Source organism: Thauera sp. WB-2 (assembly GCF_027594845.1).
Classification (GTDB): Bacteria; Pseudomonadota; Gammaproteobacteria; order Burkholderiales; family Rhodocyclaceae; genus Thauera; species Thauera mechernichensis.
Window position 1 is genome coordinate 4,068,290 of record NZ_CP088935.1, and the last position, 23,320, is coordinate 4,091,609.

At 68.4% G+C, this 23,320-nt stretch carries 20 protein-coding genes; 14 read left to right on the forward strand and 6 right to left on the reverse strand.

From position 1 onward, the window contains the following. Nucleotides 1-378 (forward strand): c-type cytochrome, encoded by a 378-nt coding sequence (locus tag LQF09_RS18480; RefSeq protein ID WP_270068660.1) that lies wholly within the window; start codon nucleotides 1-3, stop codon nucleotides 376-378. 116 nt (nucleotides 379-494) lie between these two features. Here LQF09_RS18480 and LQF09_RS18485 read toward each other — a convergent pair whose 3' ends face one another. After that, nucleotides 495-1,382 (reverse strand): transporter, encoded by an 888-nt coding sequence (locus LQF09_RS18485; RefSeq protein ID WP_270068661.1) that lies wholly within the window; start codon nucleotides 1,380-1,382, stop codon nucleotides 495-497. Nucleotides 1,383-1,839: 457 nt separating this feature from the next. Here LQF09_RS18485 and LQF09_RS18490 point away from each other — a divergent pair, with 457 nt between their 5' ends. The 9 genes from LQF09_RS18490 to LQF09_RS18530 all read left to right on the forward strand — a co-directional run bounded on the left by LQF09_RS18490 (nucleotide 1,840) and on the right by LQF09_RS18530 (nucleotide 10,760). Next, nucleotides 1,840-2,850: a thiamine pyrophosphate-dependent dehydrogenase E1 component subunit alpha gene (locus LQF09_RS18490; RefSeq protein WP_002930603.1), complete on the forward strand. Its 1,011-nt coding sequence runs from the start codon at nucleotides 1,840-1,842 to the stop codon at nucleotides 2,848-2,850. 16 nt (nucleotides 2,851-2,866) lie between these two features. Next, nucleotides 2,867-3,901 carry an alpha-ketoacid dehydrogenase subunit beta gene (locus tag LQF09_RS18495; RefSeq protein WP_002930605.1) on the forward strand — a complete coding sequence of 345 codons (1,035 nt, stop codon included), beginning with the start codon at nucleotides 2,867-2,869 and terminating at the stop codon, nucleotides 3,899-3,901. Between the two features lie 18 nt (nucleotides 3,902-3,919). Then, a complete protein-coding gene (locus LQF09_RS18500) occupies nucleotides 3,920-4,165 on the forward strand; it encodes a lipoyl domain-containing protein (RefSeq protein ID WP_002930606.1) in 246 nt (81 codons plus the stop codon). 3 nt (nucleotides 4,166-4,168) lie between these two features. Then, complete coding sequence (locus LQF09_RS18505) at nucleotides 4,169-4,885, forward strand: dihydrolipoamide acetyltransferase family protein (protein WP_002930607.1); 717 nt, start codon at nucleotides 4,169-4,171, stop codon at nucleotides 4,883-4,885. After that, the gene (locus LQF09_RS18510) at nucleotides 4,885-5,655 is read left to right on the forward strand and encodes a lipoate--protein ligase family protein (RefSeq protein ID WP_002930609.1); all 771 of its coding nucleotides are present in this window, start codon (nucleotides 4,885-4,887) and stop codon (nucleotides 5,653-5,655) included. The genes LQF09_RS18505 and LQF09_RS18510 overlap by 1 nt, the downstream gene beginning before the upstream one ends. 67 nt (nucleotides 5,656-5,722) lie before the next feature. Beyond that, complete coding sequence (locus LQF09_RS18515) at nucleotides 5,723-6,304, forward strand: twin-arginine translocation signal domain-containing protein (protein WP_270068662.1); 582 nt, start codon at nucleotides 5,723-5,725, stop codon at nucleotides 6,302-6,304. Between the two features lie 41 nt (nucleotides 6,305-6,345). Continuing rightward, on the forward strand, nucleotides 6,346-7,920 hold the full coding sequence (locus LQF09_RS18520; RefSeq protein ID WP_270068663.1) for a GMC family oxidoreductase: 1,575 nt from the start codon (nucleotides 6,346-6,348) through the stop codon (nucleotides 7,918-7,920). Nucleotides 7,921-7,987: 67 nt separating this feature from the next. Continuing rightward, nucleotides 7,988-8,602 (forward strand): VOC family protein, encoded by a 615-nt coding sequence (locus LQF09_RS18525; protein WP_002930615.1) that lies wholly within the window; start codon nucleotides 7,988-7,990, stop codon nucleotides 8,600-8,602. Nucleotides 8,603-8,831: 229 nt separating this feature from the next. Beyond that, nucleotides 8,832-10,760 (forward strand): sigma-54-dependent Fis family transcriptional regulator, encoded by a 1,929-nt coding sequence (locus LQF09_RS18530; RefSeq protein WP_002930617.1) that lies wholly within the window; start codon nucleotides 8,832-8,834, stop codon nucleotides 10,758-10,760. A 54-nt stretch (nucleotides 10,761-10,814) separates the two neighbouring features. Here the strand turns inward: LQF09_RS18530 and LQF09_RS18535 are convergent, their stop codons facing one another. Then, nucleotides 10,815-11,423: a hypothetical protein gene (locus LQF09_RS18535; protein ID WP_270068664.1), complete on the reverse strand. Its 609-nt coding sequence runs from the start codon at nucleotides 11,421-11,423 to the stop codon at nucleotides 10,815-10,817. 454 nt (nucleotides 11,424-11,877) lie between these two features. Beyond that, entirely contained in the window at nucleotides 11,878-12,921 is a 1,044-nt protein-coding gene (locus LQF09_RS18540) for a hypothetical protein (protein ID WP_270068665.1), read from the reverse strand. 229 nt (nucleotides 12,922-13,150) lie between these two features. Between LQF09_RS18540 and nifJ the strand changes: the two genes are divergently transcribed. Together nifJ and LQF09_RS18550 are read left to right on the forward strand one after the other, a co-directional pair. Next, nucleotides 13,151-16,786, forward strand: a complete 3,636-nt coding sequence (gene nifJ / locus LQF09_RS18545) for a pyruvate:ferredoxin (flavodoxin) oxidoreductase (RefSeq protein ID WP_270068666.1) — start codon at nucleotides 13,151-13,153, stop codon at nucleotides 16,784-16,786. After that, the gene (locus LQF09_RS18550) at nucleotides 16,779-17,804 is read left to right on the forward strand and encodes a dihydroorotate dehydrogenase-like protein (RefSeq protein ID WP_270068667.1); all 1,026 of its coding nucleotides are present in this window, start codon (nucleotides 16,779-16,781) and stop codon (nucleotides 17,802-17,804) included. Before nifJ ends, LQF09_RS18550 begins: the two co-directional genes overlap by 8 nt. An 11-nt stretch (nucleotides 17,805-17,815) precedes the next feature. On the opposite strand, the gene LQF09_RS18555 is transcribed toward LQF09_RS18550, so the two are convergent. Then, nucleotides 17,816-19,234, reverse strand: coding sequence for a DUF3482 domain-containing protein (locus LQF09_RS18555; RefSeq protein ID WP_270068668.1), 1,419 nt, complete (start codon nucleotides 19,232-19,234; stop codon nucleotides 17,816-17,818). 4 nt (nucleotides 19,235-19,238) lie between these two features. Further along, entirely contained in the window at nucleotides 19,239-20,669 is a 1,431-nt protein-coding gene (locus tag LQF09_RS18560) for a DUF2868 domain-containing protein (RefSeq protein WP_270068669.1), read from the reverse strand. 160 nt (nucleotides 20,670-20,829) lie between these two features. Here LQF09_RS18560 and LQF09_RS18565 point away from each other — a divergent pair, with 160 nt between their 5' ends. After that, nucleotides 20,830-21,306 (forward strand): bacteriohemerythrin, encoded by a 477-nt coding sequence (locus LQF09_RS18565; RefSeq protein WP_002930632.1) that lies wholly within the window; start codon nucleotides 20,830-20,832, stop codon nucleotides 21,304-21,306. Nucleotides 21,307-21,362: 56 nt separating this feature from the next. Further along, nucleotides 21,363-21,848 (forward strand): hypothetical protein, encoded by a 486-nt coding sequence (locus LQF09_RS18570; RefSeq protein WP_002930634.1) that lies wholly within the window; start codon nucleotides 21,363-21,365, stop codon nucleotides 21,846-21,848. A gap of 40 nt (nucleotides 21,849-21,888) precedes the next feature. Here the strand turns inward: LQF09_RS18570 and adeC are convergent, their stop codons facing one another. Then, complete coding sequence (adeC, locus tag LQF09_RS18575; protein ID WP_270069900.1) at nucleotides 21,889-23,274, reverse strand: AdeC/AdeK/OprM family multidrug efflux complex outer membrane factor; 1,386 nt, start codon at nucleotides 23,272-23,274, stop codon at nucleotides 21,889-21,891. Nucleotides 23,275-23,320: the final 46 nt, after the last annotated feature.

The following is a 23,320-nucleotide window of genomic DNA, read 5'->3' on the forward strand; positions in this document are numbered from 1 at the left end:
ATGAAGACATACCACCTGACCCCCATTGCCCTGGCGCTGATCACCACGTCGGTGCTCGCCTTCAATGCCGTATTGCCGGAAGCGCCTGCTGCCGAGGAAGTCGTCATCGAGGCCGCGGGCGGCCCGCCCTTCAAGCTCGATGACAGCGCACGGATCGCCGCCGGCAAGGCCCGCTACCAGTCCGGCTGCGCCGATTTCTGTCATGGCCACGAGCCCGCCCTGTTCATCGACCGCCAGGGCCTGGACCCCGAGTACGTCTACAACACGATCAGGGACGGCGGTCGTGGCGCCACCCCGATGCCGCCCTGGGGCGATGTGTTCTCGCCCGAGGAAATCTGGGAACTGGTGGCCTACCTCAAGTCGCTCGGCAAGTGGTGAGCCCTTGCGCACACCGCCCGCCCTGCGTGTAGGGCACAAGAAGAACGCCGCCGGTCGCAGGGCCCGGCGGCGTTCTTCATTGCAGCGGGTCACCGCAGCTGCGGTGACCGCCCGACTCACCAGGCGTAGGCGTACTTGAGGTTGAAGCTGTCGGTCAGGCCGTGCGATTCACCGCTGACACCGCGCGAGTAGCGCACCGTGATCGACTGGTTGCCGTAGTAGCTGAACATCACACCGATACCGGCGGTCGTCTCGTGGCTGGCGGCCACCTCCGCCCCGGTGGCGCGGTTGGTCCAGCGCCCCTGGCGCTCATAGTCGAGCGCGATGAAAGGCTGGACCGCGTCGCTGAGCTTGTATCCCAGCCGGTGGTTGGTATGGAACAGGGTGGCCGGACGAGCATCTGCAGCCGTCGACTTGCCGAAGAACACGAAACCGGCATCGGCGGTGTAACTGACGCGATCGAACTGCACGTCCCAGAACAGGCTCGACAGGTTCTTCCATCCGTCACCGCCGCCAACATCCTGGTTGCCCACCGGCACCTGGAAGAAGGTCTGGAACCCGAGCGTCGAATTCGGCGTCGGCTTGTACCAGATCGCCGGACCGGTCAGCGGATCGCCGATGCCGCTGGCGGAGCTGTTGGTCGCGTCATTGCGTACACCGACCTCGGGCAGGATCACCTCGTAGGCCAGGCCGATGTTCGGGTTCGACTCGGGCGACCAGAAGCGCACGTACTTGGACAGGCCGACGATGGTCCTCGTCTTCGCTGCCGCGCGGCGGTCGTCGCCGCTGCCATCCCACACCCGCGCACCGTTCTGGAAGGTGGCGTACTGCACGAACACGTTGAACGGCTCGAAGCCGACCGGCAGGTCGTACTCGTGCGGACCGATCACGTCCAGCGTGACCTGGGCCTGCGCCGTCACGGGTGCAGCAAGCGCTGCACAGACGGTGAGCAGCGGTAGCGCGCACTTGGATGCGCCTTGTCGCGAGCGATGGTTCCTGAGCATGGGTGTCTCCTTTTCTTCTCGTTCAAATGGATGAAATCGGGGTCGCAGGGCCTGCCCAGGACACCGCCTGGACGCCCCGCCCCGAGCCCATGCCATTGCACGTTCGGTGCCATGCCAGCCACCCCATATTAATCAACACCTTAGCCATCCCGAGCAGTCGCAGCGCAGTCGCATCTGTTGCATCCGGCGTGCGACATGTGTCGCCTCCGCTGCGACAGCCAGCCCCTTGTCGCGGCCCCTCTGGCGCCCCTGAAAGTCGCTTCGAAAAACAACCAAGCCTCTGTTTCAAATACGTTTTTATACCTTTCGATGCAACTCGGCACGGTGGTGGCACCGAAGTTGCAAAGCAAGCCCCAGACGCGATGGCAATGCGAAGCGAGCACGGACAGCACGACCGCAACCGCTTCCCGACCAGCGCGCGACCAGACGACCCAATCGACGAGGAGGCTTTGCAGCGATGGATGCGACAAGCGAACAACTGCTGTGGATGTACGAAAAAATGATCGAGATCCGGGAGTACGAGGAGACCATGGTCAAGGTCTATCTCGAAGGCAAGCTCCCGCCCAAGATCCAGAAGGGCCTGGCCTTCGACATCGGCGCCGGCCCTGTGCCGGGCGAGATGCACCTTGCCGCCGGCCAGGAACCCGTGGCCGTGGGCGTGTGCGCCCACCTGCGCCGCGACGACACCGTGGTCGGGGCACACCGCCCGCACCACTTTGCGATCGCCAAGGACGTCGATCTGAACGCGATGACCGCCGAGATGTTCGGCAAGGTCACCGGCCTGGGTCGCGGCAAGGGCGGCCACATGCACCTGTTCGACCCCGCGGTGAAGTTCTCCTGCAGCGGCATCGTCGGTGCCGGCGCCCCGCAGGCCTGCGGTGCCGCACTGGCGGCGAAGAAGCTCGGCACCGACGCGGTGGCGATCGCCTTCTTCGGCGAGGGCGCAGCCAACCAGGGCGCCTTCCACGAGGCGCTGAACCTGGCCGCACTGTGGAAGCTGCCGGTGGTGTTCGTGGTCGAGGACAACAAGTACGGCATCTCGGTGGAGAAGTCCGCCTCCACCGCCATCGCCTCCAATGCCGATCGCGCCGCCGCCTACGGCATGCCGGGCGTGCTGGTGGAAAGAAACGACGCACTGGCGGTGTTCGAAGCCGCCGGCGCAGCGGTGGCGCGTGCCCGGCGCGGCGAAGGCCCGACCCTGATCGAGGTCAACACCGACCGCTACTTCGGCCACTTCCAGGGCGACCCGGAGACCTACCGTCCCAAGGACGAAGCGAAGACCCTGCGCCAGCACGACCCCATCCCCGCGCTCGCCACCCTGCTGCGCCAGCGCGACCTGCTCGACGACGAGGCCGATGCCGCACTGCGCACGCGCATCTCGGCGCGCGTCCAGGCGGCCTACGACTTCGGCCGCAACAGCCCCTACCCCGCGCCCGAAGACGCGCTGCTGCACGTGTTCGCCGACTGAGAACGAGGAGACCAAGATGAGCACGACCACCACCACCCGCCGCCTGACCATGGCGCAGGCGATCGCCGAGGCCACTGCGCAGGAGATGGCGCGCGACGACCGCGTCTTCGTCATGGGCGAGGACGTCGGCAAGTACGGCGGCATCTTCAGCGCCACCACCGGGTTGCTCGACCAGTTCGGCCCCGAGCGCGTGATGGACACGCCGATCTCGGAGACCGGCTTCATGGGCGCCGCCCTGGGTGCCGCGGCCGAAGGCCTGCGCCCGATCTCGGAGCTGATGTTCGTCGATTTCTTCGGCGTCTGCTTCGACCAGATCTACAACCACATCGCCAAGAACCACTACATGTCGGGCGGCGCCTGCAAGTACCCGCTGGTGATCACCACCGGCATCGGCGGCGGCTACAACGACGCCGCCCAGCACTCGCAGTGCCTGTACTCGATCTTCGCCCACGTACCCGGCCTGAAGGTCGTCGTGCCGTCAAACGCCTATGACGCCAAGGGCCTGATGACGACCGCGATCCGCGACGACAACCCGGTGGTCTTCCTCTATCACAAGGGCATCATGGGCTTGAGCTGGATGTCCTATTTCGAGGGCAGCACCAACGAAGTCCCCGAAGCGCAATACACCATCCCCTTCGGCCAGGCACGCATCGTCCGCGAGGGCAGCGACGTCACCATCGTGACGCTGTCGCAGATGGTGCAGAAATCGGTGCTGGCTGCCGATCAGCTCGCCGCCGAAGGCATCTCCGCCGAAGTGCTCGACCTGCGCACCCTGGTGCCGCTGGACCGCGCCGCCGTACTCGCCTCGGTGGCGAAAACGGGCCGCCTGCTGGTCGCCGACGAGGACTACCTCAGCTACGGGCTGTCGGGCGAAATCGCCGCGCTGGTGGCGGAGAACCTGGACACCTTGCGCCTCAAGGCGCCGGTACGCCGCCTGGCCGTACCCGACGTACCCATCCCCTTCAGCCGTCCGCTCGAGCAGTTCGCCATTCCGCAAGTGGACAACATCGTCGCCAGCGTGCGCGGCCTGATGCGCTTCACGCTCGCTTGATCATTCAGGAGACAAGACATGACCGACATCATCCTCGACGACGCGGTATGGGCCGACGTCGATGAAGGCACCGAAGCCCTGCTGCAGGAATGGCAGGTCAAGGAAGGCGACAGCGTGGAGGCCGGCCAGGTGCTTGGCGTGGCCGAGCTGGTCAAGACCAGCCACGAGATCTTCGCACCGTCAGCGGGCCGCATTGTCAGGCTCAACGTCGCCGAGCAGGACACCTTCGCCCGCGGCACGGTGCTCGCGCAACTGGAGGCCTGAGCCATGACCACGAGCGTGGCGGCGAGCGCCGCCCCCTCAAGCAGCGCGGTCGCCGAGCGCCGTACGGTCGCGCTCAGCGGCCTGCGCGGCGCGATCGCACGCAACATGGCGCAGGGCTGGCAGGCACCACGGGTGGCGCACTCGGTGGACGTCGACCTGAGCCGCGTCGAAACCCTGCGCGCCGAGCGCGCGGCGGCCGGCGAGAAGCTCAGCCTGAACACCCTGGTGATCCACGCGGTGTCGCGAGCGCTGCGCAGCCATCCGCGGCTGAACGCGCTCATGCGCGAAAAGGAAATCGAGCTCGTCGACGACATCAACATCGGCATCGCCGTCGCCCTCGACGATGGCCTGATGGTGCCGGTCGTGCGTCAGGCCGACACCAAGCCGCTGGCCGCACTGGCGGCAGAGGCCCGCCAGCTCGCCGAAGGCGCGCGCACCGGCGCGCTCACGGGCGGGGCCTACCAGCGCGGCACCTTCACCGTGACCAACCTTGGCGGCACCTGCGTCGACCGCTTCAGCCCGGTCATCAATCCGCCCCAGGTCGCCATCCTCGGCGTCGGCCGCACGCGCCAGCAAGCGGTGGTGAAGGACGGCAGCGTGGTCGCCGCGGCGGTCGCCAACCTGACCCTGGTGTTCGACCACCGCGCGGTCGATGGCTACCCGGCCGCGCTCTTCCTCGGCGAGGTCGCGCGCCGGCTGGAACAGGCGGAGTTCGACTGATGCCCGTCGCCGCCCTCGCCTCCTCCAGCACCCGCCGCCGGCCGGGCGCGGCCGGCACTGCCCTGACCCTGGTACGCGCCACGGCCGAGCAGGACTGGAACACCCGCCAGCTCGCCACGCCGGTGACGGCGCCACGGGTGCGCGTGTGGGCCTACCCGGCACCCGGCGTGGTGTTCGGCTGCGCTCAGGCGGCGCTGCATGGCGAAGCGCTGCGGGCGGCGCGTACCCAGTGTGAGCTGGTGCAGCGCCGTGCCGGCGGCGGCGCCGTACTCACCGGTCCGTGGATGCTGTCATCGTCGATCGTGCTGCCACCGCAGCACCGCCTGCTGGCCGGCGGCACCGTCACCAGCTATCGCTGGCTCGGCATCCTCCACGCCGGCCTGCTGCGCGACTTCGGCATCGCGGCGCATGCGCTGGCGCCGGACGAGCTCGCCCGTCGTCCGTCCGACCCCGCCCTGGCCTGGGCCTGCTTCGGCGGGCTGTCGCCCTGGGAGGTGATCGCCGGCGGCCGCAAGCTTGTCGGCCTGGCCCAGCTGCGCCGCCAGCAGGGCGTGCTGCTCACCACGGGCACGCTGCTGCAGCGTCCGGACTGGTCGCTGCTGTGTCGTGCACTCGGGCGCCCCGACGACGATGTCGCCCGCCTCGATGCCGCCACCACCTCATGCGCAGACCAGCTCGGCACCTCGATCCACATCGAAACCCTGGCCGACAGCCTGCAGCAGATGCTGACCGACGTGCTCGGCGATTGCGAGCCGGAGAACGGCAGCTGACACACCCGCAGCCCCCGATTCCGCAGAGAACCGGCCGCAAGGCCTCGATAACAGCAAGGAGACAACCATGAGCAACACAACATCACGCCCACCGATGCGCGTCGTCGAAAAGCGCATCACCTTCTCCCGTCGCGGCTTCCTCAAGGGTGGCGGCATGGCCGCCCTCGGCGTCGGGGCGCTGAGCACCGCCACGCTGATGCTGCCGGCCAGCGAGGCGCTGGCCGCCAACTTCAAGGTCCTCGGCGCCAGCACCGGCAAGACCCTGCTGCAGCTGGCGCGCGACATCTTCCCCCACGACCGCATCTCGGACCGCTACTACCTGCAGGCGCTCGAGCCCCTGGAGGCGCAGGCCGGGCAGGACGAAAGGCTCAAGACCCTGCTGACCGAGGGCGTGGCCGCACTCGACCGGCTGGCGAAGCTGCGCTTCAAGAAGGCCTACACCGACCTGCCCAAGGAAAGCGACCGCCTGACGCTGCTCTACGTCATCGAGCACGGCGCCTTCTTCCAGAAGGTGAAGGGCCACCTGGTCACCGGCTTCTACGACAACAAGGCGGTGTGGCAGCTGTTCGGCTACGAAGGCTCGTCCTGGGAAAAGGGCGGCTACATCAACCGTGGCTTCGACGACATCGACTGGCTGGACGAAGCCTGACCCGCCGACCCTGACACACAACAACACCAAGGAGACACATCATGAGCGCGAAATTCTCGCTGGACGACGACAGCGTGGTGGTCATCGTCGGCTCGGGCGCTGGCGGCGGCACACTGGCCGACGAACTGACCAAACGCGGGGTGAATGTCGTCATCCTCGAAGCGGGCAAGCACTACACCCAGAACGACTTCGAGAACGACGAGTGGGCGATGTTCCACAAGATCTCGTGGCTGGACAAGCGCATTTCGGCCGGCGGCTGGCATCACACCGACACCTATCCCAACCTGCCGGCCTGGATCGTCAAGGGCGTGGGCGGCTCGACCATGCACTTCTCGGGGCTGGCGCTGCGCTTCCTGCCGCACGATTTCCGCATCAAGAGCACCTATGGCACGGTCGATGGCGCCAACGTGCTCGACTGGCCGATCAGCTACGAGGAGCTCGCGCCCTACTACGATATCGCCGAACGCAAGATGGGCGTGGCCGGCACCAAGGCCAGCGGTCTGCCCGAGATGCCGCCGAACAACCACTACAAGGTGATCGCGGCTGGCGCGAAGAAGGTCGGCTACAAGGACATCAGCCGGCCGGTCGCCTCCAACACCCGAGCCAACGACGGCCGCCCGGCCTGTCAGCAGATCGGCTTCTGCATGCAGGGCTGCAAGATCGGCGCCAAGTGGTCGACGCTGTACTCGGAAATCCCGCGCGCCATCGAAACCGGCCATGCCGAGCTGCGCCCGCAGAGCATGGTGCTCAGGATCGAGCACGACAAGAGCGGCAAGGCCAGCGGCGTGCTCTACGCCGACAAGGACGGCCGCCAGCACCTGCAGAAGGCGCGCGTGGTGTGCGTGGCCGGCAACTCGATCGAATCGCCGCGGCTGCTGCTGAACTCCGCCTCCAGCCTGTTCCCGAACGGGCTGGCGAACTCCTCGGGCCAGGTCGGCAAGAACTACATGAACCACACCACGGCGGCCGCGATCGCGATCCACAAGGGGCCGGTGTACATGTACCGCGGCTTCGACATCGCCGCGGTGATCTCTGACGAGGCCCAGCTCAACCCCGACCGCGGCTTCCTCGGCGGCTACCACCTCGAGGGCCTGGCGCTGCACCTGCCCTTCACCGCCGCGTTCATGAAGCCGGGCGGCTGGGGACGCGAGGTCACCTCGGCGCTGGAGCAGTACGACCACATGAGCTGCGTGTGGGTGTGCGGCGAGGACATGCCGCAGGAAGAGAACAGCATCACCCTGCACCCGACCGAGAAGGACCAGTACGGCCTGCCCATCCCGATCGTGACCAAGACCGACCACACCAACGACGCGGCCATGCGCCGCCATGGCCTCGCCCAATGGCGCAAGGTATCCGAGGCGGTCGGTGCGACGCGGGTGATCGACATGCCGCCCTACCCGGCAAGCCACAACATGGGCACCAACCGCATGAGCGCCAACGCCCGCGACGGCGTGGTGAACAAGTGGGGCCAGACCCACGACATCAAGAACCTGTTCATCTCCGACGGCAGCCAGTTCACCTCCAGTTCGGCGGCCAACCCGACCCTGACCATCGTCGCGCTGGCGGTGCGCCAGGCCGAACACATCGCCAACGCCATGCAGCGCCGCGAACTCTGAGCCTCAGCGTGCAGCCTCGGGCACACCGCCGGGGCCACATCCTCAACCACAAGAAACGGAGACATCCATGAGCCAGACAAACAGCTTCCGCCGCATCCTGTCGGCGGCCATGATCAGCGCCGGCCTGGCCGCCGCCAGCCTGCCCGCGCAGGCCGAACCGATCCCGGGCATGCGCGGCATGCAGCACATCGGCATCACGGTGCCGAACATGAACGAGGCCGTCGCCTTCTTCCGCGACATCCTCGGCTGCGAACCGTCATTCACCTTCGGCACCTTCAAGTTCGACGACGACTGGATGGCGCGCCATCTCGACGTGCATCCGCGCGCCACGATCAGCGACTTCCAGATGGTCCGCTGCGGCAACGGCACCAACCTCGAGGTCTTCGAGTACACCGCCCCCGACCAGAACCGTCGCGGCCCCCGCAACAGCGACATCGGCGGCCACCACCTCGCCTTCTACGTCGATGACATGGATGCGGCCGTCAGCTACCTCAAGGCCAAGGGCGTGCGCGTGCTCGACTCGCCGAGCACCTTCACCGAAGGCCCTGCGGCCGGGCTGACCTGGGTCTATTTCCTCGCGCCCTGGGGGCTGCAGCTCGAACTCGTGAGTGCCCCGAACGGCATGGCCCACGAGAAGACACTGCAGCGCAAGCTCTGGGACCCGCGCTTCCCCGCCAGCTGAGTCCCGCTCCAGCCCGCATGCTCCCGGGGCGCCCATGCGCCACGGGCTCGGCGGTTTCCCATGCCTGACTCCCTCCTCCAGGCGTTTTGCGGGGCGTGCCGTCAAGGCCGCCCCGCCCTTTTCTGTTGAGCCGCAGGGAAGGGAGGAGTAACTTGTACCGTCACACACAGAGACCGAACCATGGTCCGCACCGGGCACCCGCATGACACTGCCCGGAAGAGGAGACGAGATGCTGGCCCAATCACAACGGGAGCACATTGATCACGTGCTCGCCGTATCACAGACCGGAGCGCCCCCGTCCGACCGCATCGGGAGTTCGTGGGTACGCTGCATCCGCGACTACGGGCTCGACCCCTGTCGCCCGACACGCGCCCATATCATCGAGCATGCGCGCCTGCGCGAACACCAGGACCATATCGAAGAGTTCCTCGGTGTCGCCCGCACCGGCATGGAGCAGCTCTACAAGCGCATGGCCGGCATCGGCTACGTGCTGCTGCTGACCGACGCCCACGGCATCGCGGTGGACTTCATCGGCAACGACGCCTGGGCACGCGAACTCAAGCAATCCGGCCTCTACCTTGGCGCCGACTGGAGCGAGGCGCGCGCCGGCACCTGTGCGGTGGGAACCTGCATCGTCGAGAAAACGCCGATCACGGTCCATCACGCCGACCACTTCGACGCCACCCACATCTCGCTGACCTGCAACGCCGCCCCCTTGTTCGACCCCACCGGGGATTTCCTCGGCGTGCTCGACGTCTCCGCACTGACCTCGCCTTCGCCCCGCGACAGCCAGCACCTGGCGCTGCAGATGACCACCATGTTCGCGCAGATGGTCGAGGACGCCAACTTCCTGCGCTACTTCCGCGACCGCTGGGTGCTGCGCCTGGGCTCGGCATGGTCGATGGTGGATGTATCGGGCGAGATCATGCTCGCCTTCGATGCCGACGGCGTCATCGTCGGCACCAACAGCGGCGCCCGCAAGTCGCTGCGCCCCTTGCGCGGCGGCAATGACGGCGCGCTGGTCGGCCGCACGCTCGGCGAGATCTTCCGCGAGGGCATGGACTCGATCTGGCGCATTGCCCGGGCCGGCTTCACCGCGGACCGCACCGCGCTGTCGACGGGCAGCGGCGAGGTCTACTACGGCACCGTCGTACAGCCCCGCATCGCCCCGCGTGCGGCACGGTCGACCGAAACCGAAGCGGCTGCGCGCGCGCCGGCGCTCGAACGCCTGGCGGGCGACGATCCGCAGATGCAGCGCCTGATCGCGCAAGCCTCCAGGCTGGTCAACCGTCCGGTCAACATCCTGGTCCACGGCGAAACCGGCACGGGCAAGGAGGTCCTCGCCAAGGCGCTGCACGAGTCCAGCGAACGCGCTGCAAAGCCCTTCGTGGCGGTCAATTGCGCGGCCATTCCCGAGTCGCTGATCGAGAGCGAATTGTTCGGCTATACCGCCGGCACCTTCACCGGTGGGCGCAGCAAGGGCATGCGCGGCCTCATCCAGCAGGCCGACGGCGGCACCCTCCTGCTCGACGAGATCGGCGACATGCCGCTGCACTTGCAGACCCGGCTGCTGCGGGTCCTGGCCGAGCGCGAGATACTGCCGCTCGGCGCCGAAAAGCCGATACCCGTCAACCTGACCGTGGTCGCCGCCTCGCACCGCGACCTGCGCAAACTGATCGCCGAGGGCAGCTTCCGCGAAGATCTCTACTACCGCCTGTGCGGGGCCATCCTGTACCTCCCGCCGCTGCGCGAACGCCGCGACCTCGACTACCTGATCGAGCGCCTGCTGGCGGCCGAGGGCAGCGAACTCGGCACCAACGCCACCCTCGACTTACGCGCTCGCCATGCCTTGCTCGACTACAGCTGGCCCGGCAACGTGCGCCAGTTGCGCAACGTGCTGCGCTTCGCGCTGGCGGTCTGCGATGGCGGAACGATCACCACCGATGACCTGCCCGCCGAGCTCATGTCCGCCGACCACCGCGCCCCCGCAGCAACCGAGGGCCCGGAGGCAACACGCGGCGAGGCGGCCGAACTCGAGGCCGCGCTGCGCCGCCAGCGCTGGAACGTCACTGCCGCCGCAGTAGAGCTCGGCATTGCGCGCGCCACCGTGTATCGGCAGATGAAGCGCTTCGGCATCGTGCCGCCGAACCAGCTGTGAACGCGCGCCTGGCACGGGCACACGCATGCGGCGTGCCCACGCGGGCTCAGGACATCACGCAGCCTGCACCCGGAATACCGCCTGGTCGCCCCAGTGCTCGACCAGGATGCGCGCCACGCGTTGCTGCCAGAGCTCGCCGAAGCGCCGGCGCGCATCCGCATCGGCCTCGCCACGCAGGCAGGCGCCGAGCAGCACCGATGTATCGGGGTGGGCCGGCACGCGTGAAAGGTCCGCGGCGGCATCCACCGCCGCACCGCTGTCGATGCGTGTGAAGCGCAGCGACAATGGCAGCGCCACCTCGAACTGCTGCAGCTCGCGGCGCACGAAAGCGCCGCCGATGCCCTTGAAGCCGCCCTGCTGGGCCGCGCCCGTGAGCAGCGTGAGCACGCTGGCGATGACGCCGGTGACGCCGGCATCCAGCCGCTCCGCGAAGTCAATATGCACACCGCCACGTTCCGGCAGCTCGCCGGGGTAGAGCGCGGCAAGCGCCTGACAACCGAGCACATAGGCCGAGGCCACGGTCGGACACGAGTGACCGGCGAGCCTGACCGCGTCCTCGTAGCCATACTCGAGCACCCCTGCGTCGGCGGCGCCGAGGAAGTCGGCAAGTGGATCGCGCACACGCAGGCGCGGAACATGGCGGTAGAAATCGGGCAGACTCAAGAGGGCTCCTCGCGGTCAGGACTGGACGCAACGCAACAGTGCAAGTCGCGGATTGTCCTCGGCGCCGCATGGCTGGGCCTTGATCCACCTCAGGGCCCCAGGGCAATCGCACCAACCGCATAGGCCCCGGAAAGCGCGGCGCGCATCGCCCGCCGTGGGAGCGACGCCAGTCGCGAGGGGTTGAAGGCGAAGACGATGGGGGGTCGCCCGAAGAGCTCGCGGCTTGCGCCGCGCCTACCTGAGAGCGCGGTGCGCATCGCCCGCCGTGGGAGCGACGCCAGTCGCGAGGGGTTGAAGACGAAGACGATGGGGGGTCGCCCGAAGAGCTCGCGGCTTGCGCCGCGCCTACCGGAGAGTGCGGTGCGCATCACCCGCCGTGGGAGCGACGCCAGTCGCGAGGGGTTGAAGGCGAAGACGATGGGGGGGCGCGCGAAAGACTCGCTGCTCGTCCTGCTCAGACGCGCAGGTCGACCTGGCTCACGGTGCCGACACGGCCGTCCTCGCGCAGATAGATGCTGCTCGCACGCATCAGGCCCTGGGTGTCGTTGGCAGCATCCTTGAGGCTGAACGGCGTATCGACCCTACCGAGATAGAAAGCGCCGACGCCGGCTTCGTTCAAGGTCTGCAGCCTGCCCTTGCCCTCGGCATCGGGCGACCACAGCCTCAGCTGCGACCATGCCGCATCCGCCTCGTCGATCCAGCCGTTGCCGTCGTCGTCGAGGCTGGCAAGCTCTGCGAAGCCGTCGCCGCTGGCCGGACCGAAGAGCTCGCGGCCGTCATCGATACGCCCGTTTCCATTGCGGTCGAAGGCCAGGAAGCCACTGCCATTGAGCAGCGGCAACTGCTCCTTGCGGCCGTCGCCATCAAGATCGAAGTCGAAGCGCACATCCGACAGGGCTGCCGCCGGACCGCCGAAGTCGAGCACCAGGGGGTCCTTCAGGCGCTGGTCGCCAGCACGCAGGCTGAACGACACCGACTCGGTGTAGCTGCGCGACATCGCGAAGCCGAGCTCGAAGCGGATTTCGGCGCCATCGGCGGTGCGCACCACGCCGGCAGCACTGAAGGCCAGCTGCTCGGACTCGGCGTAGGTCGCACTGAAGTCGTACTCCACGCCGAAGCCGGCGCGGGCCGCAGCGACCTGCCCCGCGCCGATGCCAGTCGCCATGTCAGGGCTCGACGCGCCCCCTGATGCGCCTGCCCCCAGCTCGCGCAGGTCGAGGCGGCGCACCGGCTCGCCGGTGAGGAACTCGATCATGCGCACGAGCACGGCCAGACGGGGGTCGCGGTCGATCACGTCCTCCATCGCCTGCTCCACCGTTGCAGCGTCCGCAGTCAGCGCAGCCTGGCCTGCGGCGGAAATCTGCACCGCGCCACGCCCGGACTGAGCACCCGTCGCTTCCGGCGCGTCGCGCCACACCGCCAGGCGCTCGCGCACCTCGGTCGACTGGGAGAAGCGGTGCGCAGACTGGAGTTCGATGTCAAAAGCGGCGATCTTCATGGGCGGACTCCCGGCTTGCGTGGCGATGGATGATTAACGGCATCCGGATCAAGGACTTGAGCCCACCTTGATACCCTGGCGACAGCGCTCGGCATGGCCGCCGCCGCCGTGCCTCGCTTCACGCACGACGCAATTGATTCCGCTCATGGAATCATTCCATGACAAATGTCAAATGTTGCACCGCAATGTCTTCGTATCGTGGTTCATCGTCGGCATCGAGGAGTGTTCCATGAGCACCAAGATCACCATCGACGGCAACGAGGCCGCCGCCTCCGTCGCCTTCCGCGCATCCGAAGTGATCGCGATCTACCCCATCACGCCCTCCTCCAACATGGGCGAGCTGGCCGACGAATGGGCTGCCGCGGGCAAACCCAACCTGTGGGGCAGCGTGCCACGGGTGGTCGAGATGCAGTCCGAGGGCGGCGCCGCCGGCGCGGTCCACGGTGCCCTGCAGGCCGGTGCGCTGGCGACCACCTTCACCGCCTCGCAAGGCCTGCTGCTGATGATCCCCAACATGTACAAGATCGCCGGCGAACTGACGCCCACGGTCTTCCATGTCGCGGCACGCGCGCTCGCCACCCATGCGCTGTCGATCTTCGGCGAGCACTCCGACGTGATGTCGACCCGCGCCACCGGCTTCGCGCTGCTGGCCTCGAACTCGGTGCAGGAGGCGCACGACTTCGCCGCCATCGCCAGCGCGGCAACACTGGCCGGGCGGGTGCCCGTGCTGCATTTCTTCGACGGCTTTCGCACCTCGCACGAGGTCGCCAAGATCGATTTCGTCACCGACGATGTGCTACACGCGCTACTGCCGGCCGAACGCATCGCGGCGCAGCGCGCACGTGCGCTGTCGCCCGAGCGCCCGGTGATCCGCGGCACCTCGCAGAACCCGGACGTGTTCTTCCAGGCTCGCGAGGCGCAGAACCCATGGTTCGACGCCTTCCCCACCGTCGTGCAGCAGGCGATGGACGACTTCGCCGCGCTCACCGGCCGCCGCTACAAGCTGTTCGACTACGTCGGCGCGCCCGATGCCGAGCGCGTGATCGTGATCATGGGTTCGGGTGCGGACACGGTGGAAGAGACGGTGGCCCACCTCACCGCCCGCGGCGACAAGGTGGGCCTGCTGAAGGTGCGCCTGTTCCGCCCCTTTGCCCCCGCCGCCCTGCTCGCGGCGTTGCCGCACAGCGTGTGCAGCCTGGCGGTGCTCGACCGCTGCAAGGAACCCGGCGCCGACGGCGAACCACTGTTCAAGGACGTGATGGTGGCGCTGGCCGAGGACCAGGCCGGCACCGCACCCCACTTCGCCGCCATGCCGAGGGTGATCGGCGGCCGCTACGGCCTGGGCTCCAAGGAGTTCAACCCCGCCATGGTGTGCGCCGTGTTCGCAGAGTTGCAGCAGGCCGCGCCGCGCCGCCGCTTCACCATCGGCATCGAGGACGACGTCACCGGCCTGTCGCTGCCCTGGGACGCCGGCTTCCGCACCGACGCCGCCGCCAGCGCCTTCGCCGCGGTGTTCTACGGCCTGGGCTCGGACGGCACGGTGTCGGCCAACAAGAACTCGATCAAGATCATCGGCGACGAGACCGCGCTCTTCGCCCAGGGCTATTTCGTCTACGACTCCAAGAAGTCGGGTGCGATGACGGTGTCGCATCTGCGCTTCGGCCCGCAGCCGATCCGCTCGGCCTACCTCACCGGCGAGGGCGACGCCAAGTTTGTCGCCTGTCACCAGCCGCTCTTCATCGAGCAGCACGACGTGCTCGCCCACGCCGCACCGGGCGCGGTGTTCCTGCTCAATGCCAGCCTGCCCGCCGACAAGGTATGGGCGACGCTGCCGGCGGCGATGCAGCGCCGCATGGTGGAGAAGAAGATCAGCTTCTGGGTCATCGACGCCTACCAGGTCGCGCTCGACGCCGGCATGGGGCGGCGCATCAACACCGTGATGCAGACCTGCTTCTTCGCCATCTCCGGCATCCTGCCGCAGGACCAGGCGATCGCCGCGATCAAGCGCGCGGTGGAGAAGACCTACGGCCGCAAGGGCCGGCGCATCGCCGAGCAGAACTACCGCGCCATCGACGCCACCGTGGCCGCGCTGCAGCGCGTCGACGTGCCCGAGACGCTGGCTGCGCCAGACGCCGCGGCCGGCGCGGTTGCGATCGCCGCCGGCCTCGACGCCTTCACCCGCCGCGTCACCATTCCCCTCATCCAGGGCAAGGGCGACGCCCTGCCGGTGTCGCTGCTGCCGGTCGACGGGACCTGGCCCACCAGCACCGCGCGCCACGAAAAGCGCAACCTCGCGCTCGAGATCCCGGTGTGGGACGAGAAGCTATGCACCCAGTGCGGCAAATGCGTCTTCGTGTGCCCGCACTCGGCGATCCGCGCCAAGATCTTCCCGGCCGAGCGCGTCGGCGACGCGCCTGCCACATTCAAGCACGTTCCCGCGCGCAGCAAGGACTACGCCCCCGGCACCCACATGAGCTACCAGGTGGCGCCCGAGGACTGCACCGGCTGTACGCTGTGCGTGGACGTATGCCCGATCCGCGACAAGTCCAACGTCTCGCACAAGGCGCTCAACATGGCGCCGCAGCCGCCGCTGCGCGCGCAGGAGGTGGAGAACTGGGACTACTTCCTCAAGCTCCCCGACCTCGCCCGCCGCGACGCCAAGCGCAGCACCATCCCCGGCTCGATGCTGCTGCAGCCGCTGTTCGAGTTCTCCGGCGCCTGCGTGGGCTGCGGCGAGACGCCCTACATCCGGCTCGCCACACAGCTCTTCGGCGACCGCATGCTGGTGGCCAACGCCACCGGCTGTTCGTCGATCTATGGCGGCAACCTGCCGACCACGCCCTACTGCACCGACGCCGACGGCCGCGGCCCGGCCTGGAACAACTCGCTGTTCGAGGACAACGCCGAGTTCGGCCTCGGCATGCGCCTGGCCACCGACCAGCTCGCCGCCGCCGCGCGTACCCAGTTGCAAGCGCTGGCGGCGACCCATGGCGAGGCGCTCGGCACTGAGCTCGTCGCCGCGCTGCTCGATGCCGACCAGCACACCGAGGCCGGCATCCACGAACAGCGCGAACGCGTCGCACTGCTCAACCAGAGTCTCGCGACCATCGACACCCCGGCCGCGCGCCAGCTCGCGGCGCTCGCCGAGTACCTGATCCGGCGCAGCGTGTGGATCATCGGCGGCGACGGCTGGGCCTACGACATCGGCTTCGGCGGCCTCGACCACGTGATGGCCTCGGGCGAGGACGTGAACATCCTCGTGCTCGACACCGAGGTGTACTCCAATACCGGCGGACAGAACTCCAAGGCCACACCGCTGGGCGCGGTGGCCAAGTTCGCCGCCGGCGGCAAGCCCGCGCACAAGAAGGACCTGGCCAAGATCGCGATGGACTACGAGAACGTGTTCGTCGCCAAGGTGGCCTACGGCGCCAAGGACGTGCATACGCTCAAGGCCTTCCTCGACGCCGAGAGCTACCCGGGGGTGTCGATCATCATCGCCTACAGCCCCTGCATCGCCCACGGCGTGGACATGTCCTTCAACCTGCACCAGCAGGACCTGGCGGTGAAGTCCGGCCACTGGCCGCTGCTGCGCTACGACCCACGGCTGCGCGCACAGGGCCGCAACCCGCTGTCGGTGGATAGCGCTGCGCCGAGCGTGCCCTACCGCGACTTCGCCCGCAACGAGGCCCGCTTCACCGTGCTCGAGCGCCAGAACCCCGGTGCGTCTGAGCGCTTCCTGAATGAGGCCGAACGCCACGCCCGCCACCGCCACCACGACTACATGGAGCTGGCCGCCCTGCCCGCCATGGATGAAACTGGCAGCGGGGATGCCGCCGCCCGCACCGGAGACACGCAAAATGGCTGAGCTCGACACCCCCGACCTGCGCACCACCTACCTCGGCCTGGCGCTGAAGAACCCGCTCGTGCCGTCCTCCACGCCGCTCAGCCGCAGCCTCGACCCGGTGCTCCATCTGGAGGACGCTGGAGCGGCAGCAATCGTCATGCACTCGCTGTTCGAGGAGGATGTGATCAACGACGAGCGCATGATGGATCGCTTCCTGATCCATCCCGACACCTTCGGCGAAGCTGCCGGCCACCTGCCTGCCGACACCGGCTACCAAAGCAAGCTCGACACCTACCTCGAGCAGATCGAGTGCCTGAAGGCGCGCTTGTCCATCCCGGTAATCGCCAGCCTCAACGGCAGTTCGCTGTCGGGCTGGGTCGAGCTCGGCCGCGAGATGGAAGCAGCCGGCGCCGACGCGCTCGAACTCAACGCCTGGTACATGGCGAGCGACCCGGCGCTCACCGGCACCGCGCTGGAAGAGCGCTACCTCGCCCTGCTGCGCGAGCTGACTGCGGTGGTCAAAATCCCGGTGACGATGAAGCTGTCGCCCTTCTTCTCCGCGCTGCCCAACTTCGTTGCCCGCATCGAAGCGGCCGGCGGCGCCGGCGTGTCCCTCTTCAACCGCTTCTTCCAGCCCGACATCGACCTCGACACCTTGTCCGTGGTCGACCGCGTTCAGCTGTCCTCGCCGGCCGACGGCCTGCTCACGATGCGCTGGATCGCGCTGCTGCACGGCCACACCAGCCTGAGCCTGGCCGCGACCGGCGGCGTGCATGGGGCAGAGGACGCGCTCAAGATGCTGCTCGCCGGTGCCGACGTGGTGCACATGGCGAGCGCATTGCTGAAGAACGGCCCGCAAGCCCTCACCGAAACGCTGGCGGGCATGACGCGCTGGATGCGCGAGCGTGAATACGAATCGGTGGCGCAGCTAAAGGGCTCGATGAGCCAGCGCAGGCTGGCCGACCCGAGTGCCTTCGCGCGTGCGGCCTATCTCAACGCGATCGACTCGTTCAGCCCGCCGCCCGGGGTGCGTTACTGAGGACGGCAGGCTCAGGCGAGGGCAGCCAGCAGTTCGGCGATCGCCTCGTCCTTGTCCGCATCGGCCGCCTCGCCTGCCCACTCGGGGTGGGCACGGGCACGGCCGAGCGCCGCTGGCAGCGCCCCGCTGCGCCACTGGCGGACGACCGGGTCGACCGCTGACTCGACTGCCGGCGCGACCGTTGCGGCTGCGCGACCGAGCTCGATCGGCTGCATCGCGGCGTGACCGCGGCCTTCCAGCGCTGCAAGCAGTTCGCGCTGGCGCAGTGCGACGATACGCAGGATGGCATCGTCGACCGTCAGTTCGCGGTGGCCGCGCAACCTGGCGGCGATGCGCTCGCCATAGTGGCCGAAGGTCTGCCACAGGCCACCGGCGAGGGCACCGAGCGCCGCCGCGGCACCCAGCGTGATGCCGCCCACCATCAGGTCCACACCGACGCCGGCGGCCGCCCCCGCTGCGGCGCCGGTGCCCAGGCGAACGCCCATCTGGCGCAGGGTCTCGGGGTTGAAGAGGTCATCCTCCCAGCGTCCGTCGGCGAGCGGCAGTTCGTCGAGCCGGGCATCATCGGGGCGGAAGCGGTACAGGCGCAGCACGGCATCGACACAGGCCTGTTCGCGCGCGCGCACCACGGCGTGCAGGCGCTCGACCGCGGCCTTCAGCGCGGCCTCGCTGGCCTCGCCGGCGGGCTCGTCGATACGGTCGCGACGGGCGGCGAGCTCCACCAGCAGCTCGGCAACGAGGCGTTGCGCGGCCTCGCGGCGAGCATCGGCTTCGCGCGCACGCGCATCGATGAGCGCCTGCAGCCGGGGGCGATGGGCGTGGATGAGGGTAGCGAGTGTGTCGAACAGCTCGCGCTCACCGTCGAGCGGTGGCGCCACGGTGTCGAAGCTCACCACCGCATGCAGGCCGAGGCGCGCGAGCGCGGCGCGCCAGTCGGCCACCCGCGCATTCGGCGCGGCGACAAAGTTGAGCACCGGTAGCACGGGACGGGCGCAGGCGGCGAGCAGTTCGAGTTCGTCGCGGTGCTTGGGCAGTACCGGGTCGCGCGCATCGATCACGTACAGCGCGGCATCGCTCGCCAGCATCTGCCGCAACACCTTGGCCTCCTGCTCGAAGCGGCCACGCGCCGCCTCGCTGGCGAGAAAGCGTGCGACACGCTCCGGCCCGTCCACACGCTCGCCTGCAGCGACCAGGCCATCGCTGAACTCCAGCAACGCGATCGCATCCTCCATGCCGGGCGTATCGAAGAGCTCGGCCGCTGGCAAGCCGTCGGCCATCAGGCGCAGGCCCTCGACATGGCGCGTGGTGCCAGCGCAGTCCGATACCTCGCCAAAACCCACGTCCCGCGCCAGGGTGCGCAGCAGCGAGGTCTTGCCGGTGTTGGTGTGGCCGACCACGGCCAGGCGCAAGGTGTCATTCATCGCGTGCATGCATTCATCCTTCGCCGCCCGCCTGTTCCAGCCAGGCGAGCGCTGCGGCCTCATCCTCGACCAGGGCGCCATCGAGCCCGAGGCGGGCAAGACCATCGCGCCACTGCGGCAGGCGCGCGGCAGGCCGGCCGGCAGTGCGCGCCCAGACCTTGATTGCTGCACTGCGGTCAGCCAGGTCGGCGACGAGCCCGAGACTGCCGCGATCCGGTGTCTGGCGCGCATCCACCGCGACCAGCAGGCGCGCGGGCGGGCGGGCCGCAAGCCGCTCCAGGAGGGTACGGCGCTGCTCACGCGAGTCGATGCGTCCGCCGTCCTGCCAGGGCATCCCGGACCGCTGCGGCGGCCAATCGAGGTCCTCTCCAAGTTCGAGCGCCACGGCGATCACGTCGTCCGCAGCAGACGCCGCTGCCGCGTGGCGTTGCGGTCGCGGCATGCGGGCGGGCTCGGGATCGCTGACGCCGATGCGCAGGCTATCGGGCATCAACAGCGGGCGCAGGCGGGCATACCCCGGCAGCGACACGTCCAGGCCGATGCGGCCGAGGCCACGCTGCCACAAGCCCGCACACAGCAGTGCCAGCGCCAGGCGCGGCAGCACGCCATAGACCACGACCGCACCGAGCAACCAGCCCGCCCATGCGCGTCGACCAGCCTCCTCCAGCATCGGCGCGTCGCCGCTGGCCGCGACCAGCGCAGCGTCGGGCACCGGGAAGCCGATTGCCGCCGGCAGCGCGCCAAGCGCCGCGCTGAGACTGATGAAGGTGTGCGCGGGCAAAATGGTGGTCTCCCACACGAAGCCGTAGCGCCGGGTCGCCAGCAGCACCAGCACACCCAGCGCCGCGCCCAGCAGTGCCGCCAGCCACAGCGCGTGGCTCACCGCGCCGATGCCCCACGCGGCCAGGCGTCCGCGCGCCAGCAGACTGCCGAGCGCGGCGGGCAGATCGGCAGCCGCCTGGCTGCGGTCGAGGACGCCCACCAGCCTGAGCCACGCGCGCCCAAGCAGGCCACCGCGGCCAGGGCCGCCCCCCATGCGCCCCTGCAGCCCAAGGCCGAACAGCCACAGCAGCAGACTCAGCACATGCACGCCGAGCAGACCACCGACGGCCCACACCACGTTGATCGGTCGCCCGCCATCGCCGAGCACACCCGCAGCGGCCGCAAAGCCGGCGAGCAGCGCGAGCAGGAGCGCAAGCGCGAGCAGCATGCGCGCACGCCCATGCCAGCGTACGACCGCATCGCACCAGCCCATGCGCACACCAAGCAGCGCGGCACGCTGCAGCACGCGCGCGCCGAAGTCAGGGCCGGCCTTGCGCGCCTGGGCATTGGCTTCGTCGTCGTCGAGAGGCCCGTGCCGCGTCTCATGGCGGCGCACCAGCTCGGCCAGCCAGTGCACTTCGAGCCGGCCCAAGCGGTGGCTGCTTGCCTCAGAGGCGCTCAAGGGTGTTTGTCCGCGATCCATGGCCTGCAAGGATAGCAATAGCGGCCGCCACAAAGCAGCGCACTTGCATTGCAAAGAAGATGCCCATCGTTGACCACAGTCAATCACCTTGCCAGGAAAAGGGTTAGCCTTCGGGTTTCGACCTCAGCCATGTAAAACCATGACGACCGACCTCTTCCACTGGTCCGATGAGTTCAGCGTCGGGCTGCAGGAGATCGACGAACAGCACAAGGAACTCGTCGACCTGCTCAACCAACTGCATGAGGCAATCCGGGAGCATCACGGCTCCGCGACCTCGCGCCAGATACTGGACAAGCTCGCCGACTACACACGCACGCACTTCGCCGTAGAAGAAAGCCTGATGCGGGTGTCGAACTACCCCGAGTTCGCTGCACACAAGCAGAACCACGAAGATCTGATCGGCCAGGTGCGCGCACTGCAGGAAAAGCTCGATACCGGGCAGGCCACCATCACCTTCGAACTGCTGCACTTCCTCAAGGTGTGGCTGACTCGCCATATCAACGAGGCCGACAAGCGCTTCGGAGCCTACTTCATCGAATCCGGCGGCGAGACCAAGTGGTCCGATCACGTCGAGCAGGCGATGAAGAAGCGCAAATGGTGGTGGAAGTTCTGGTAAGCCGCCGCCAACAATCGCCAATCGATCAACCGCAAACTCGACCCCACGAGGACACGATGCACAGACGCACCCCGCCGTTCAAGGCCTTGATTGGACTCTGCCTGGCCGCCGGCCTGCTCTCCGGCCCGGCACAGGCCGACAACCACGCCTGCCCCGACCTCAAGACCGCCGTACAGGTCGCCGCCTGCCCGACCGAGGCCGAGCTCAAGTACACCTACATGGGCTTCTGTGGCGACAACGCGCGCCTGTACGGCCGTGACGTGCTGACCTGCTCGACCTTCGAGAACTACAAGGAAGCGAAGAACATCGCCATGTGGGAGTCTGCCGACGGCAAGTTCAGCGGCTACCTGTCGTGCAATGTGCCGGCCGAACAGATCCACGCCTCAAAGCCGCTGCGCATGAGCAGCGACAGCAAGAACGGCCTCACCCGACTGGTGTGCGACTACGAGAACGACCACCGCATGGTCTATCGCAGCAAGCAGGCCTGCAAGGTCGCCGTGGCCGATTGCAGCACCGGCGACTGCACTGCCGAATGTGAGTAAGGCTGCAGGTGGGCGCCCCGGCTGAAGGGGCCCCACCACCTCACCGCCAGCCGCCGCCCAAGGCCTTGTACAAGGCGACGCGGTTCACCGCATCGCTCAGGCGCGTGCCGATCAGCTCGAGCTGCGCCCCGTACAGGCTGCGTTGCGCATCGAGCAGGTTGAGATAGCTGTCCACCCCACCCTTGTAGCGCGCTTCGGACAGCTCGAAGCTGCGCTGCGTCGCCTGCACCAGTGCCTGGCGCGCCGCGAGTTGCTCGGCAAGCGTGGCACGCTCGGCGAGCGCGTCGGCCACCTCGCGGAAGGCCGATTGAATCGCCTTCTCGTACTGCGCGACATTGATGTCGCGCTGGATCTCGGCCACGTCCAGGCTCGCCTGCAGACGGCCGGCCTCGAAGATCGGGATGCGGATCTGCGGCACGAAGCTCCACGCCCCCGAACCCGCGTCGAACAAGCCGTCGAGCGTGCTGCTCGCGGTCCCCGCGCTGGCGGTGAGCGTGATGCGCGGGAAGAAGGCTGCGCGCGCCGCGCCGATGCTCGCATTGGCCGCCATCAACGCGCGCTCGGCCTGCGCCACATCGGGCCGGCGCACCAGCACCTCCGAGGACAGATCTGCCGGCAGCACCGGCACGGCGGCCACGCTGTCGTCCAGCGCCGGGGGCTGCAAGCCGGCCGGGACAGCGGCACCGACGAGCAGCGCGAGCGCATTCTCATCCTGCGCCACCAGCGCGGCATAACGTGCGGCGTCGGCACGTGCCGTCTGCAGCAGGGTCTCGGCCTGGTTGAGGTCGAGCGCCGACACCGCGCCCAGTTCCAGGCTGCGGCGCACCAGCGTCACCGACTGTTGGCGCGTCTCCAGCGTGCTGCGCGCCAGCGCCAGGCGCTCGCGGTCGGCAGCCAGGCGCAACCAGGCGTTGGCGACCTCGGCCACCAGGCTGACCTGCGCGCTGCGGCGCGCCTCTTCGGTGCCGAGGTAGACCTGCAGGGCCTGCTCCTCGAGACTGCGCACGCGGCCGAAAAAGTCCAGTTCATAGGATGCGAAACCGAGGTTGGCCGAATACTGGCGGCTGATGGCGGGCTCGCCGCTCATGTTGAGGTCGCCCGGCACGCGCTGCGCACTCTGCCCGCCGCTGACCGCGATCGACGGCAACAGATCTGCACGCTGGATGCCGTATTGCGCCCGCGCACGCTCGATGTTGAGCGCTGCGATGCGCAGGTCACGGTTGTTGTCGAGGGCGAGCGCGATCACCCCGCGCAGGCGCTCGTCGGCAAAGTAGTCGGCCCAGGCAGCGCTGTCGACCGCCTGCGCGCTGACCGGCCCGGCGCTCTGCTGGGTCTGCGGCAAGCTCGCCGGCACCGGCGCCACCGGACGCTCGTAGGCCGGCATCATCGAGCACGCACCCAGGGCGCTGGCCGCCAGCGCCACCATCAAGGCGCGCAGCGGCGGGCGGCGGCGGCTCGCCCGCGCCGGCTGC